This is a genomic window from Nocardia sp. XZ_19_385, from assembly GCF_015355755.1.
GTDB lineage: Bacteria > Actinomycetota > Actinomycetes > Mycobacteriales > Mycobacteriaceae > Nocardia.
This window is the reverse complement of sequence record NZ_JACVEE010000001.1, coordinates 924,460-937,303: the sequence shown is the minus strand read 5'-3', so window position 1 is coordinate 937,303 and position 12,844 is coordinate 924,460. Positions and strand designations below refer to the sequence as shown.

At 67.9% G+C, this 12,844-nt stretch carries 12 protein-coding genes; all 12 read left to right on the top strand.

The window, feature by feature from the left end:
• Window positions 1-132 precede the first annotated feature (132 nt).
• Complete coding sequence (locus IBX22_RS04295; RefSeq protein ID WP_375540224.1) at window positions 133-2,457, top strand: RelA/SpoT family protein; 2,325 nt, start codon at window positions 133-135, stop codon at window positions 2,455-2,457.
• A 359-nt stretch (window positions 2,458-2,816) separates the two neighbouring features.
• Complete coding sequence (locus IBX22_RS04290; RefSeq protein WP_309234418.1) at window positions 2,817-4,418, top strand: cutinase family protein; 1,602 nt, start codon at window positions 2,817-2,819, stop codon at window positions 4,416-4,418.
• A gap of 58 nt (window positions 4,419-4,476) precedes the next feature.
• Complete coding sequence (locus tag IBX22_RS04285) at window positions 4,477-5,391, top strand: hypothetical protein (RefSeq protein ID WP_194814061.1); 915 nt, start codon at window positions 4,477-4,479, stop codon at window positions 5,389-5,391.
• A 16-nt stretch (window positions 5,392-5,407) separates the two neighbouring features.
• Window positions 5,408-6,310 (top strand): hypothetical protein, encoded by a 903-nt coding sequence (locus IBX22_RS04280; RefSeq protein WP_194814060.1) that lies wholly within the window; start codon window positions 5,408-5,410, stop codon window positions 6,308-6,310.
• Window positions 6,307-6,957 carry a hypothetical protein gene (locus IBX22_RS04275; RefSeq protein WP_194814059.1) on the top strand — a complete coding sequence of 217 codons (651 nt, stop codon included), beginning with the start codon at window positions 6,307-6,309 and terminating at the stop codon, window positions 6,955-6,957. Before IBX22_RS04280 ends, IBX22_RS04275 begins: the two co-directional genes overlap by 4 nt.
• Before the next feature lie 40 nt (window positions 6,958-6,997).
• Window positions 6,998-7,294, top strand: coding sequence for a hypothetical protein (locus IBX22_RS04270; protein WP_194814058.1), 297 nt, complete (start codon window positions 6,998-7,000; stop codon window positions 7,292-7,294).
• On the top strand, window positions 7,294-7,554 hold the full coding sequence (locus tag IBX22_RS04265; protein WP_194814057.1) for a hypothetical protein: 261 nt from the start codon (window positions 7,294-7,296) through the stop codon (window positions 7,552-7,554). Before IBX22_RS04270 ends, IBX22_RS04265 begins: the two co-directional genes overlap by 1 nt.
• Window positions 7,551-8,201: a hypothetical protein gene (locus IBX22_RS04260; RefSeq protein ID WP_228538184.1), complete on the top strand. Its 651-nt coding sequence runs from the start codon at window positions 7,551-7,553 to the stop codon at window positions 8,199-8,201. The genes IBX22_RS04265 and IBX22_RS04260 overlap by 4 nt, the downstream gene beginning before the upstream one ends.
• Window positions 8,198-9,019 carry a hypothetical protein gene (locus IBX22_RS04255; RefSeq protein WP_194814056.1) on the top strand — a complete coding sequence of 274 codons (822 nt, stop codon included), beginning with the start codon at window positions 8,198-8,200 and terminating at the stop codon, window positions 9,017-9,019. The genes IBX22_RS04260 and IBX22_RS04255 overlap by 4 nt, the downstream gene beginning before the upstream one ends.
• The gene (locus IBX22_RS04250; protein ID WP_228538183.1) at window positions 9,004-9,867 is read left to right on the top strand and encodes a hypothetical protein; all 864 of its coding nucleotides are present in this window, start codon (window positions 9,004-9,006) and stop codon (window positions 9,865-9,867) included. Before IBX22_RS04255 ends, IBX22_RS04250 begins: the two co-directional genes overlap by 16 nt.
• Window positions 9,861-11,351, top strand: a complete 1,491-nt coding sequence (locus IBX22_RS04245; RefSeq protein WP_194815571.1) for a hypothetical protein — start codon at window positions 9,861-9,863, stop codon at window positions 11,349-11,351. Before IBX22_RS04250 ends, IBX22_RS04245 begins: the two co-directional genes overlap by 7 nt.
• On the top strand, window positions 11,348-12,838 hold the full coding sequence (locus IBX22_RS04240) for an SCO6880 family protein (RefSeq protein WP_194814055.1): 1,491 nt from the start codon (window positions 11,348-11,350) through the stop codon (window positions 12,836-12,838). The genes IBX22_RS04245 and IBX22_RS04240 overlap by 4 nt, the downstream gene beginning before the upstream one ends.
• The last annotated feature ends 6 nt before the right edge of the window (window positions 12,839-12,844 follow it).

Genomic DNA, 12,844 nt, shown 5'->3' with positions numbered 1-12,844 from the left:
GTTGCAGCGGTCGGATAGGGTGTTGCGATCGAGGCGCGGAGAGGTGGTGGCATGGCTCAACACGTGGGCGAGGCGAATGTCGGGCAATCGGCATCGTCTCCAGAGTCGAACGGTGCCCCTACCCCGGCCGACATGCCCGGCGCGCCGAAACCGCCCGCGGCCAAACAACCCGCGCGGGAGCCCGGAACGTCCGCTGCCGTCCCCACCTCCGCCTCGCGCCGGGTGCGCGCCCGCCTGGCCCGCCGGATGACCGGTCAGCGTGGCATCGCCGCGGTCAAGCCGGTGCTGGAGCCGCTGGCCTCGGTGCACCGCGAGCTGTATCCGAAGGCGAACCTGACGCTGTTGCAGCGCGCCTTCGATGTCGCCGACGAACGGCACGCGCACCAGTTCCGCAAATCGGGCGATCCGTACATCACGCACCCGCTCGCGGTGGCCAACATCCTGGCCGAGCTCGGCATGGACACCACCACGCTGGTCGCGGCGCTGCTGCACGACACGGTGGAGGACACCGGCTACTCGCTGGAGCAGCTGACCACCGACTTCGGTCAAGAGGTCGCGCATCTGGTCGACGGCGTCACCAAGCTGGACAAGGTCAACCTGGGCGCCGCCGCCGAGGCCGAGACCATCCGCAAGATGATCATCGCGATGGCCCGCGATCCGCGCGTGCTCGTCATCAAGGTCGCCGACCGCCTGCACAACATGCGCACCATGCGCTTCCTGCCGCCGGAGAAGCAGGCGAAGAAGGCCAAGGAAACCCTGGAAGTCATTGCGCCGCTTGCGCATCGACTCGGTATGGCCACGGTCAAGTGGGAGCTCGAGGACCTCGCGTTCGCGATCCTGCACCCGAAGAAGTACGACGAGATCGTGCGCCTGGTCGCCGACCGCGCACCGTCGCGTGACACCTACCTCGCGAAGGTCCGCGCCGAAATCGTGAATACCCTTGCGGCATCACGGATCACCGCGATCGTCGAGGGCCGTCCCAAGCATTACTGGTCGATCTATCAGAAGATGATCGTCAAGGGTAAGGACTTCGACGACATCCACGACCTGGTCGGTATCCGCATCCTCTGCGACGAGGTGCGCGACTGCTATGCCGCTGTCGGCGTGGTGCACTCGCTGTGGCAGCCGATGGCGGGCCGGTTCAAGGACTACATCGCCCAGCCCCGCTACGGCGTCTACCAGTCGCTGCACACCACCGTCGTCGGTCCGGACGGCAAGCCCCTGGAGGTGCAGATCCGCACCCAGGACATGCACCGCACCGCCGAATTCGGTATCGCCGCGCATTGGCGCTACAAGGAGACCCGCGGCAAGCACTCCCAGGACTCCACCGAAGTCGACGACATGGCTTGGATGCGCCAACTGCTCGACTGGCAGCGCGAGGCCGCCGACCCGGCCGAGTTCCTGGAGTCGCTGCGCTTCGACCTGAAGTCGCCGGAGATCTTCGTGTTCACGCCCAAGGGCGATGTGATCACGTTGCCGCAGAAGTCGACTCCGGTCGACTTCGCCTACGCCGTGCACACCGAGGTCGGCCACCGCTGCATCGGCGCGCGCGTCAACGGCCGCCTGGTCGCGCTGGAGCGGCAGCTCGAAAACGGCGAAGTGGTCGAGGTTTTCACCTCCAAGGCGCAGAACGCCGGCCCGAGCCGGGACTGGCAGAACTTCGTCGTCTCGCCGCGCGCCAAGGCCAAGATCCGGCAGTGGTTCGCCAAGGAGCGCCGCGAAGAGGCTCTGGAGTCCGGTAAGGAGCAGATCTCCAAGGAGGTCCGCCGGGTCGGACTTCCGTTGCAGCGCTTGATGAGTGTGGACGCGATGACCGCGGTCGCGCACGAACTGCACTACACCGACATCTCCACGCTCTACACCGCGGTCGGCGAGCACCAGGTTTCCGCGCACCATGTCGTGCAGCGGCTCATGGCCCAGCTCGGCGGCATCGGCGACGTGGAGAACGAACTCGCCGAACGCTCTACGCCCTCCTCCACCCCGAGCAGACAGCGCGTCACCGGCGACGCGGGCGTGCTGGTGCCGGGCGCCTCGGGCACCGTCGCCAAGCTGGCCAAGTGCTGCACTCCGGTGCCGGGCGACGAGATCATGGGCTTCGTGACCCGCGGCGGCGCGGTGAGCGTGCACCGCACCGACTGCACCAACGCGGGCTCGCTGCAGGAGCAGTCCGAACGCATCATCGAGGTGGAATGGGCGCCGTCACCGTCTTCGGTGTTCCTGGTGGCCATCCAGATCGAGGCCCTCGATCGCACCCGTCTGCTCTCCGATGTGACCAAGGTGCTGGCCGACGAGAAGGTCAACATCCTGTCCGCCTCGGTGGCCACGCACGGCGACCGGGTCGCGATCAGCAAGTTCACCTTCGAGATGGGCGACCCGAAACATTTGGGGCACTTGCTCAATGTGGTGCGCAATGTGGAAGGCGTCTACGACGTCTATCGGGTGACCTCCGCAACGTAACCCTGGGTAACGACCGCGTGTCGGATGCGTGAATTCGTTGCGTTGTGGGTAGATTTTGTCCCACAAGCGAACCATGGCGGCGCCAGTTGTCCGGCAGCACACCGGATTCCGGGCCCGCGCAGACTTCGCCGGAGGGTTGCGGTAACGATCCCGAGATCGGAAAACCGTCGAATACATTCCGGCGCCGCGCCGTCCTGTGTTCAGCATCTCTTCCGTATGGGCGGAAACTTTCCGCGATGGCGGCAGTCATAGCCGGAATCTGTTACCGTCGAATGCGTTTGAGAGCGTCAAGATTCACCTGTGGCAATACGGATTGATTGCGAATCGCTATGGCCAATTACCCGGCAAGAATCGCGGGGGTGCTCAGTGCACTCACCGTTGCTGTGGCATTCGCGGTTACCGGTCCGATTGCCGCCCAGGCCGATACGCCCGCCCCGTCGACAAGTCTGTCGATAGATAGCTGTCCGGCCTTGTACGCGTTGGGAATTCAGGGCACGGGGGAGTCCTCCCCGGATGCCGCGCCCAGCACCGACACCGGCATGCTGTCCACGGTTTTCCGCCCGATGCTGGCCAAGGCCCCTGAAGCCGGCTTGGTCGATCGCGCCTATGTCCCTTACGAAGCCGGCTTCGGCGGCTTCACCAACGGCGGCACGACGCCCTACGCGCAGTCGGTGTCCGACGGCCTGACCCGGCTCCGGTCGATGGCGCAGGCGGTCGTGGACCGGTGCCCCGACACCAGATTGGCGGTCGTCGGGTATTCCCAGGGTGCGCATGTGGCGTCGCTGTTCGCCCAGGAGGTCGGGCAGAGCAAGGGCGTGATCCCGGCCGACAAGATCGCCGCCGTAGCGCTTTTCGGCGATCCGACCCGCAATGCGGGCGCTCCGCTGTTCCCGGGATCGCCGGGCAAGACGAACCCGGACGCGGCCCCCGGCACCGACGGTGCCGAGGTGGCCGCTATCGCCGCCCTGAACCAGACCCCGGCCTCCGGCGGCGGCATCGCCCCCGAACGGGATACGGCCAAGAATTTCGCCGCCCTTACGGGCCGCGTAGCGAGTTTCTGTACAGCGGGCGATCTTTCGTGTGACGCCCCCGAGGGCGCGCCGATCCTGCGGGCCGTGGCCAACATCGCGGGCCAGGCCCAGGTCAGTGGCGGCGACCCGATCGCCTCGCTGGTCTCGGTCGCACAGGCGCTGGCCTATACCTCGATCAAGACCGTCTCCAAGGTGGTCAACGAGGACGTCTCCGGCAGCTCGCTGTCGAACCTGTCGATCTCGCCGAAGAAGTCGATCTCCGAGCGTCTCGCCGACGCGTCCGACCCGCGCACCCCGATCGACATCAACGGCGCCTTCCAGGCTCTGCTGAAGGTCGGCATGATCGGTCTCAACGCGGTCGTCACCGTGGTGAAGGCGGTCATCAATCCGGCCACCATCGCCGAACTCGCTACCGCCGGCCTGGCCAACCCGGTCGCCGGGCTGGCGCTGCTCGGCATGAAACTGCTCGGCGCCATCCCGGAACTGATTCCGCCGACCACCATCTCGCGTCTGGTCACCCAAGCTTTCACCGCCGTCGTCCAGAACATCACCGACAACAGCGAACTGCTCAACATCACCACCTGGGTGAAGTACTGGGAGACCGTCCAGCGACACGGCGCCTACGACTCCGCGGCGGTCACCGCCAGCGGCGACGCGCCGGTGCGCTTCGTGGCCGACTGGTTCGCCGCGCTGGCCCGGGATCTGGACGAAAAGCTAGGTAGCGGCGATGCGCCGCGGACAGTGAGTACCACGCCGAAGCCCCGATTATCGGTACCCGCTACCGGCGCGTCGACTACGCCGAACCCTTCTAGTACGGGAGAATTTCCGTTCGGGAACGGAGCCAATCGCGCCCCATCCAGTGGCGCATCGGTGACGCCCACCGCGGTACCCGGCACCCCCAGAATTAGTAACCCGTCCTTGACGAACTGAGCGCCGAGAGGTCCGAACCGATGCGACACCAGTTGCCCGGCTCCGCGGGAAGGGGGGAATGTTGAAGTCGTACAAAGAGCTGTCACGGTGGTTCCCCGCCCTGGAACCGGAGACCGGCACGCAGGCACCGGCCTCGGTGCGCGAGGACGAGTTCCCCACCGCCGACGACGGCCCGGCCCAGTACCCGCACTACATCCGCGAACCCGACCCCAACGACCCCGAGGTGGCGCGCGCCCGCGCCGAGGTCCCCACGGATCTGGCCTCGCGGCGCAGCGAATTCACCGGCGGCTGGTCGGATTGGGTGGGCGGGCACGCGCCGAGCGCGCAGGACGATTACGACCGCGACGCCGATCTCGTGCGTTTCCCCTGGCCCGATGACGACTACGACGATGACGACGAGGAAGAACCAGCCCCGGTCCGCGCCCGGAAGCCGCAGCGGGGCCGTGGCCGGGTGCTGGCGGTGCTCGTGGTCGCGGTGCTCCTACTAGCGCTCGCGGGTGTCGGCGCGGTGTGGCTGCTGAAGTCCTCCGGCGGCAACAACAGCGCCGGTTCCCCGCGGGAATCCATGCAGTTCACCGTGGGCAGCGCACAATCCGATCCGGCCGCCACCTGCCCGGTGGAACGCACCGAGCGCGAGGTGCGTAGCTCCGAACCCGGCGGCACCGGCTCCGGCCCGGACGCGATCCTGTCGTTCCAGTACGCCTACTACGTCGAACGCGACGCCGAACGCGCGGTCCAGGTCGTCGCGCCCGGCGCCGCCGTCTCACCCGCCGAAGTGATCCAGAAGGGCATCGAGACGATTCCGGCGGGCACCACCCACTGCGTGCGCATCGTGGCGCTCGCCGACAACAGGTATTCGGTGGAGATCACCGAGCAGCGGCCGGGCGGCGTACCGGCGACGTACAACAAGCAGACGGTCACCACCGCGGTGGTCGGCGGCCGCACCCTGATCACGGGTATCGCGGCCGGATGAAGGAGAGCTGAGAACGATGGGAGACGACTGGAGCCGCTGGCTCGACGACACACCCGAGGCGGGTGCGGCGGCGAGCAAGCCCGCGCGGTCGAAAGCTCCGGTGGTGCGGTTGAGGCGGAACAAGCAAGGCGGCGGGGGCGCGGCAGGCACCGAGGAACAATCCGACACGCAGCCTTCGCAGCGCCCGATTCTGGTGGTCGGCGGTTGCGGCGGCGCGGGCGTCACCACGACCGCGCTCGGAATCGCGGGTGAATTGGGCATGGCGGGCACGCCGACGGTGGCGGTGGACGCGACCGCCGCGGGCAGCGATATCGCCCTGCGCGGGGCCGATGAACACCTGCATCCGATCAGCTTGCAGTCATGGCTGTACGGGCGCGGCAACGACGAACCCGCACCGGTGAAGGAGTGCCTCTCGCTGGCGACCTCGGGCATCGGCCTGCTCTGGCGGGACGCGGCGCCGCTGCGCCGTCGTGCGACTTACCTCACGGTGGCGCGGGCCATCGACGACGCCGGGTTCACCGGGGTCTACGACGGCGGCAGCGCGATTGCCGGACGGCAACTACGTCCGCTCCTAGATGATTCCGATGTGGCTCTGGTGCTTGCCATTCCGGCCCGCGCCGACGCCGCGAACAGGTTGCGCGTCACCCTGGAATGGCTGGACGACCAGTACGGGGACGCTACCGAAGGACAAGGGGGCGGCATCGTGGGTGACACCACCATTGTGATCTCGCATCAGCTTCCAGGCGCCGAATCACGCATTGCCGATCATTTGCGTGAACACCTCTCCGGCTGGGTCCGCGATATCCGCGAGATTCCCTACGATCCGCACCTGGCGCGCGGCGAACTGGTCCGGCACTCGGCGCTGGCGCCGGAGACCCGACGAGCCTATGGGCGCCTACTCGCGGGGGTGGCATCATGACCGCCGCCATGTCGAAACTAGGTCTGCGCAAGCAAACTCCGCAGCCGGCGGGTGTAGTCGCCCCGCCGGAATCCCGTCGTGCGCCCGTGTGGGAGCGTCCCGTGCCCGGTATCGGCCGCGCCCCGCTGGTGTGGTTGCTGGGCGTACACGGCGGCGCCGGCGCCACCACGCTCGCGCACGTGCTCGCGCCCGCGGCGGATTCCAGTCGTCGCTGGCCCGGTGTCTTCGAGCGGGAATCCCCCTATGTCGTGCTGGTGGCCCGCGAGACCATCGCCGGCCTGACCCGCGCCCATGATCTGTTGCGCCAGCACCACTTCGGTTTCGGCGGCCCCTCGGAGGTACTCGGTTTGATCACCGTCGCCGCTAGACCGGGCCGGATGCCGGTGGAGATCCGGCGCTATCGCGACGTCGTCGGCTCGCTGGCCGGGCCGATGTGGCAGGTCCCGTGGTACGAGGAATGGACCCTGGTCGAAGCCGACGCGCTGCCCGTGTGGTCGCCGGGCGACCCGCTCCCGGAACGCAAACGCAAGATCGATCCGCTCGCGGAGGTACCGCTGGAGGTCCGCGAAATCGGTGCCGATATTGTCGCCACCGTTCGCGAAAAGATCGACGCCCGTACAGCTTTCGAAGAGGGGGAGGAGCCGTGAGTCCGGTCGCCGAACCTTCGGATTTCGAGAAAGGCACCCGATGAGCTCATTACTCCTCGCCGTGCAGGAGACGTACGGCACCGTGCTGGCCCAGGTCGGTAACCCGACCCCCGAGGCGCCGCCGGGGTCGGAGAAGTTCCTGCAGCTGGTCAGCTACCTCACCTGGTTCGTGCTGCTCTCGGGCATCTGCGGAATCGTGTACGCGGGCGGCAAGTTCGCCTGGGAGAAATGGACCGGCGGCGGTCTGGAATCGCCGAAGATGGTGGCCGGAGCCATGATCGGTGGCGTCATCGCCACCAGTGCGGGCACCATCATGAACGCCCTAATAGGTACCTGATGACCAATACTGTGACACTGGCCTACAAGCAGCTGCCCTCGGAGGTCCTGGAACCGCTGATGCAGCTGCTGAACTGGTTGCTGTGGTTCGTGCTCCTGATCTGCCTGGCCTGGATGATCTTCTCCGCGGGCCGCCTCTGGATCGCCTTCCGCAGCGATATGGCGGTCAACGACGCCACCCACGGAGTGTTGATGAGCCTGATCGGAGCGACGGTCGCTAGCACGGCGTCGGGGATCGCATTGGCGTTCCTACCGACATGACAAAGACCGTGGGTGACAACGCCGTTCGGCGGCGGGCCCTCAACCGGCCCGCGGCCGGGCTGATCGGTTTCGCGATGCTGGCTCTGGTCGCCGGCTGCGGCTCCGGCAATGATGATTCGTCACCCGATATCAACGCTGGGCCCAGCGGCGTCCGCTGGCAGGGCTACCACGGTGTCGCACTGCCGCACACCGACCAGGGCCCGAAGTCGACCGCCGACGGCGCCGCGACGGGTTTCGCGCGGACACCGGCCGGCGCCGCGGTAGCGGCGATCACCCACACCGTGCGGATGTCGGTGGCCCCGGACAACCAGTGGGCGAAAGTCATCGCAAAAGAGGTCGTCCCCGGGCCCGCCCGCGACGAATGGTCGGTGAACCGCGTGCAGTTGTCCATCACCGGACCGGCCTCGCCCGAATACGCGCCCCGCCTGCTCGGCTACAAAATCACCGGCTACACCTCGCAGAAAACGGCGACCGACATCTACACCGAATACTCCGACGGCTCCAGGGCGGTCAACCACACCACCGTCGAATGGTTCCTCGACGACTGGCGGTTGCGCCTGCCCGATCCGGGCTCGACCACCCGGCCCATCGACGCGATCACCGAATTACCGAGCGACATCGTCAAGTTGGAGGCACCGAAGCCATGAACGCGAAGGAGAAGGAGCCGGCGTACCCGCGCGACCGGGTTTCCTTCGGCGCGATCGCGTCCGCCGCGGTGCTTGCCCTCATCGTGATCGTCGGCGCCGTCATGTTCTTCACGCGGGACCAGAGCGGGCCGATCGAGGACCCGGCCGCCGCGAACGCCGGCACCGGGCAGGGGTTCACCGACCCCGAGGTCGACCTCTTCGGCCGGCGCGTGGACGTCCCGAACAACTCTGCGGGACAACCGCTTCCGCAGGATCCCGGTCGGCAGCGCAAGCCCTCGGACCCGGATTGGCTGACCGGTGCGCCCGCCGGCACCACCCAGCCGCAGGGCTGGCAGCGGGTGTACGGGGCGTCGGTCCCGTTCTCCACCTCCGACGGACCCACGCGCATCGAAGACGGCTTGGCCGTCGGTTACGCGCACACGCCGCAGGGCGCCGCGCTGGCCGCCGCGCAGATCACCTACCGGCTCAACGCGCGCCCGGCCGACCGCGACCTGTATGTGCGCCAGGTGCGCGTGTCCGCGCAGCAGATCGCCGCGTACGACAAGGCTTTGAACGAGAACCGGCTGCCGAAGCAGCAGCCGGAGAAGGTGACGCGATACTTCGTCGCCTCCGACGCGTTCAAGATCGAGAACTACGCCGACGACCTCGCCATCCTCCAGCTCGCCACTCGCGGACCCGTCGTCGACGGCCGGCAGGTCTGGGCGGCCATGCGATTGGTGATGGTGTGGGACGCGGGGGACTGGCGGCTCAAGCCCGCCACGTCCAGCGGTTCGCAGACCGAGATGATCGAGTCGCTGGCGGGATGGACCAAATGGTGACCCGCGGCCCCCGTACCGGCGTGCGACGCTCCCGGCTGACGCTGATCGGCTTGGCGGCGGCTGTCGCCGTACTCGTCGCGGTGGGCGTGACGGTGTCGGCCCTGCGCGACAACGAGTCCGAAGGCGACCGGGTCCTGGCGACGAACGCGTCGTCCGGTCCGCTCAACGCGACCACGGCCCCCACCCCGGTCGGCTTCGCGGGCGCGGCGGTCGATGTCTTCGGACGCCGGGTCGACATCCCGAAAAACCCTGCGGGCCAACCACTTCCGCAGAACGCCGCGCAGCAGCGCAAGTCGGCCGACCCGGATTGGCTGACCGCCGCACCGGCCGGTACCCACAGCGAGGGCGGCTGGCAGCGCGTCTACGGCGTCTCGCTGCCCTTCTCCACCTCGGACGGCCCGGCGCGGGTCGTGGACGGCCTCGCCCTCGGTTACAGCCATACACCGCAGGGCGCGATCCTGGCCGGCGCGCAGATCATGTACCGCGCCAACGCCCGTCCGGCAGACCGCGAGCTGCGTGCGCGGCAGATGGTGCTGACCGCGCAGGAGCAGGCGGCCTATCAAGCCAAGCTGTCTGAAGGCGGTGTGCCGGAACAGCTTCCGGAATCGGCGGCGAAATGGCTGGTGGCCTCGGACGCCTTCCAGATCGAGAGCTACACGCCGGAGCAGGCGACAATGCGCATCGCTACTCGCGCCCAGGCGGGCGAGGGCGGCGGCATCAGATGGGTGGCAACGCGTTTGACAGTGGTGTGGATCGACGGTGATTGGCGATTGAAGTCGGTACCCGGTCCGGACGGTAGACCGCAAACCGAAACCATTACGACGCTGACGGGGTGGACGCCATGGTGAAGAAGCTCATCACAATCCTCGCGGTGATGTTCACCGTGATGGTCGCGACACCGACCGTGGCCTACGGCCAGACCTACGGTTTCGACCAGCAGTGCAACGAGATTCACGACACCCTCGACGGTGTCGGTATCCCGGGCACGCCGTCGCTCGGTGATCTCGCGTCCGCGGTGTGCAAGGGCGGCAACGCCACCACGCACCCCGGCGACGCCGCCGCCGCCGTCCGCGACAAGGCCTGGGATTCCACCTTCGGCAAGGTCGTCGACTCGCTGATGAACGGCCTCGGCGAGGCGCTCATCCTGGCGCTGACGTTCTGGATGAAAGTGCCGAACGAGGCTGCCAGCGATGGTGGTTCGCTCTTCACCAAAATCAACGATTACACCTATCAGATACAGATCATGCTGCTGATAGCCTCGGTGATCATCTCCGGCGGCCGCTTGGCCGCGGCCCGGCGCGGCGGTGTGTCCGGCGAGGCGGAAGAGGGCTTCCGGATGTTCGCCCGGGTGGTGTTCTCCTCCTGGATGCTCGGCGCGATCATCGTCGCGGGGACCCAGGCCTCGGACCGCTTCTCGGAGTGGATCATCGAGGACTCCACCAACGGCAACGCCAAGGATCTGGCCGAGCTGATGGTGAAAACCTCGAAGCTGCAAGCATTTTCACCAGGTTTGGTCTTGATCATCGCGATCGTCGGCCTGCTGGGCGCGCTCGCACAGATCATCCTCGCCATCGTGCGGCAGGGTTTGCTGATAGTCGCGGCCGGTGTGCTGCCGTTGGCGGCGGCGTCGTCCGGCATGGACATCGGCAAGAACTCCTACCAGAAGCTGGTCGGCTGGATCATCGCGTTCATGCTCTATAAACCGGTGGCGGCGATCGTCTACATGATCGCCTTCACCACCGCGGGTCACGTCGACGGGCTCACCTCCACCACCGGTCTGCCCGAAGGCGAAGAGGCGCAACGCATGCTGGTCGCGATCGTGCTGCTCTGCAGTGTCGCGTTCGTGCTGCCCGCGCTGATGCGCCTGGTCACCCCGGCGGTCGCGATCGTCGGCTCCGGTGGTTCCGGTCTGACCGCGGCGGGCGGTACCTTGGTCGCCGCGGCCGCGCTGGGCGCCATGGGCACCAAGGCGGTCGGCGTGAAAGGCACTGCGGCGGCGGGCTCTCCGGGCTACGTGAGCGGCAGCGGCACCGGCCCGCCGGGTGGCGCGGGCGGTCCGCGCGGCGGCGGTGGCCCACCCCGCCCGGTCCCGCCTCCCCGCCCCGGCGGCGGTGGCGGCCAAGCGGCCGGCGGCGGTGAAGCTCCGCGCGCCTCTGGGCCTGCGGGCGCGACGGCCGTATCGTCCGGTGCGGCGCGTGCGGCCGGCCGGATCGGTGCGGCCAGAGCCGCGACGAGCGGGATCAGCAATGCCGAACAAAGCATGGGTGATATGGCCGGTGACCGTTGGGCGAATCGTTCGCCCGACCTCGGGAGGAGCACCATTCCGCGATGACGATGACAGATACCTACGAGCGCCGCTCTTACGGGCTCTGGCAGAAGCCGCGCAGCGCGGGCCTTTTCGGCCTGCGCTGGGAGGAGACCGTGATCGGCTTCGTGGTCGTGATCACGGCGCTGATCACGGCCATGGTCGGCGGCTTCAAATGGGGTTTGATCGTCGGCGGTTTCGGCGTTCTGGTGATGGTTCCACTGGTGTGGCGAACCGGAGGGCGCTCCGGATACGAGACAGGAATAATGATGTTCAACTGGATGCGCTCGCGTAAGCGCGGCGAGCACGTGTACCGCGGTGGCCGGTTCTCCCGGATCCCCGGCGGCGTCACCCGGCTGCCCGGCCTGCTGGCTCCGTCGAAGCTGTACGAGGGCATCGACGCCGGCGGCTACAGCTTCGGCATGATCCACCTGCCCCAGTTCGCCCAGTACACAGTCGTTCTGCGGGCTTGGCCGCAGGGTCACGAGGCGGTCGATCAGCCGGTCATCGACCGCTGGGTCTCGGCGTGGGGCACCTTCCTGGCCTCGGTCGGCCAGACCTCCGACATCGTGGCGGTGGTGCCGGTCATCGACACCGTGCCCGAGACCGGAAACCGTTTGCTCACCGAGGTTTCCACCATCACCCGCCCGGACGCCCCGGAGCTGGCCCAGCAGGTGATGTACGAGCTGGCCACCGAACTGCCGCAGGAGCGGGTGCAGTTGCTGCCGCGGGTGGCGATCACCTTCAAGGCCACCACCGCCGAGCGTCGTAAGAACCCGGCCGAGGAAGCCGTCGAGATCGGCCGGCGGCTGCCCGGCATCTGCGCGGCCCTGGCCGAGGCGGGCGTGCGCGCCCAGCCGATGTCGGCCGACGAGGTGATCGGTTTCATCCGCCGCTCCTACGATCCGGCCTCGCAGGCCGATCTCGAGGTCGCGGCGTCGGATCCCGAAGGGCACGGGCTGGATTGGGCCGACGCGGGCCCGGTCTCGCACGACGAGAAGTGGGACCACCTGATCCACGACGGCGGCCGTTCGGTCACCTGGGAGATGGACGCCGCCCCCGAGGGCGCGGTGGACGAGCGGGTGCTGCAGCGGCTGCTCGCGCCGAACCCGGAGGTGCCGCGCAAGCGCATCGCCATCGTGTACCGGCCGCATTCGGCGGCCGACGCCGCCGAGATCGTCGACGACGACTTCAAGAACGCTCTCGTCGCCCAGCAGAGCGAACGCGGTGTCGTCTCGGCGGCGGCGACGCTGCGGGTGGGCGCCACGCAGCAGGCCCGCGAGGAGCAGGCCCGGGGTCACGGTGTGACCCGCTTCGGTGCGCTGGTGACCATCACCGAGCCGCTGCGCGGTGATCTGCCACGCATCGAAGCCATCACGCGCGACCTGTCCACACAGGCGCGTTTGAAGATCCGGCGGTGTTACCGCTACCAGTCGGCGGCCTTCGCGGCTTCGCTCGGCTGCGGGGTGATCCTGCCGGAGCACGCGACCATTCCGAAGGCATTGGCGGGGTAGGCGATT

Excerpts from the sequence above, each read along its gene's own strand:
- IBX22_RS04295 (WP_375540224.1), top strand. The coding sequence starts at position 133 with ATGCCCGGCGCGCCGAAACCGCCCGCGGCCAAACAACCCGCGCGGGAG.
- IBX22_RS04285 (WP_194814061.1), top strand. The coding sequence starts at position 4,477 with ATGTTGAAGTCGTACAAAGAGCTGTCACGGTGGTTCCCCGCCCTGGAA.
- IBX22_RS04280 (WP_194814060.1), top strand. The coding sequence starts at position 5,408 with ATGGGAGACGACTGGAGCCGCTGGCTCGACGACACACCCGAGGCGGGT.
- IBX22_RS04275 (WP_194814059.1), top strand. The coding sequence starts at position 6,307 with ATGACCGCCGCCATGTCGAAACTAGGTCTGCGCAAGCAAACTCCGCAG.
- IBX22_RS04270 (WP_194814058.1), top strand. The coding sequence starts at position 6,998 with ATGAGCTCATTACTCCTCGCCGTGCAGGAGACGTACGGCACCGTGCTG.
- IBX22_RS04265 (WP_194814057.1), top strand. The coding sequence starts at position 7,294 with ATGACCAATACTGTGACACTGGCCTACAAGCAGCTGCCCTCGGAGGTC.
- IBX22_RS04260 (WP_228538184.1), top strand. The coding sequence starts at position 7,551 with ATGACAAAGACCGTGGGTGACAACGCCGTTCGGCGGCGGGCCCTCAAC.
- IBX22_RS04255 (WP_194814056.1), top strand. The coding sequence starts at position 8,198 with ATGAACGCGAAGGAGAAGGAGCCGGCGTACCCGCGCGACCGGGTTTCC.
- IBX22_RS04250 (WP_228538183.1), top strand. The coding sequence starts at position 9,004 with ATGGACCAAATGGTGACCCGCGGCCCCCGTACCGGCGTGCGACGCTCC.
- IBX22_RS04245 (WP_194815571.1), top strand. The coding sequence starts at position 9,861 with ATGGTGAAGAAGCTCATCACAATCCTCGCGGTGATGTTCACCGTGATG.
- IBX22_RS04240 (WP_194814055.1), top strand. The coding sequence starts at position 11,348 with ATGACGATGACAGATACCTACGAGCGCCGCTCTTACGGGCTCTGGCAG.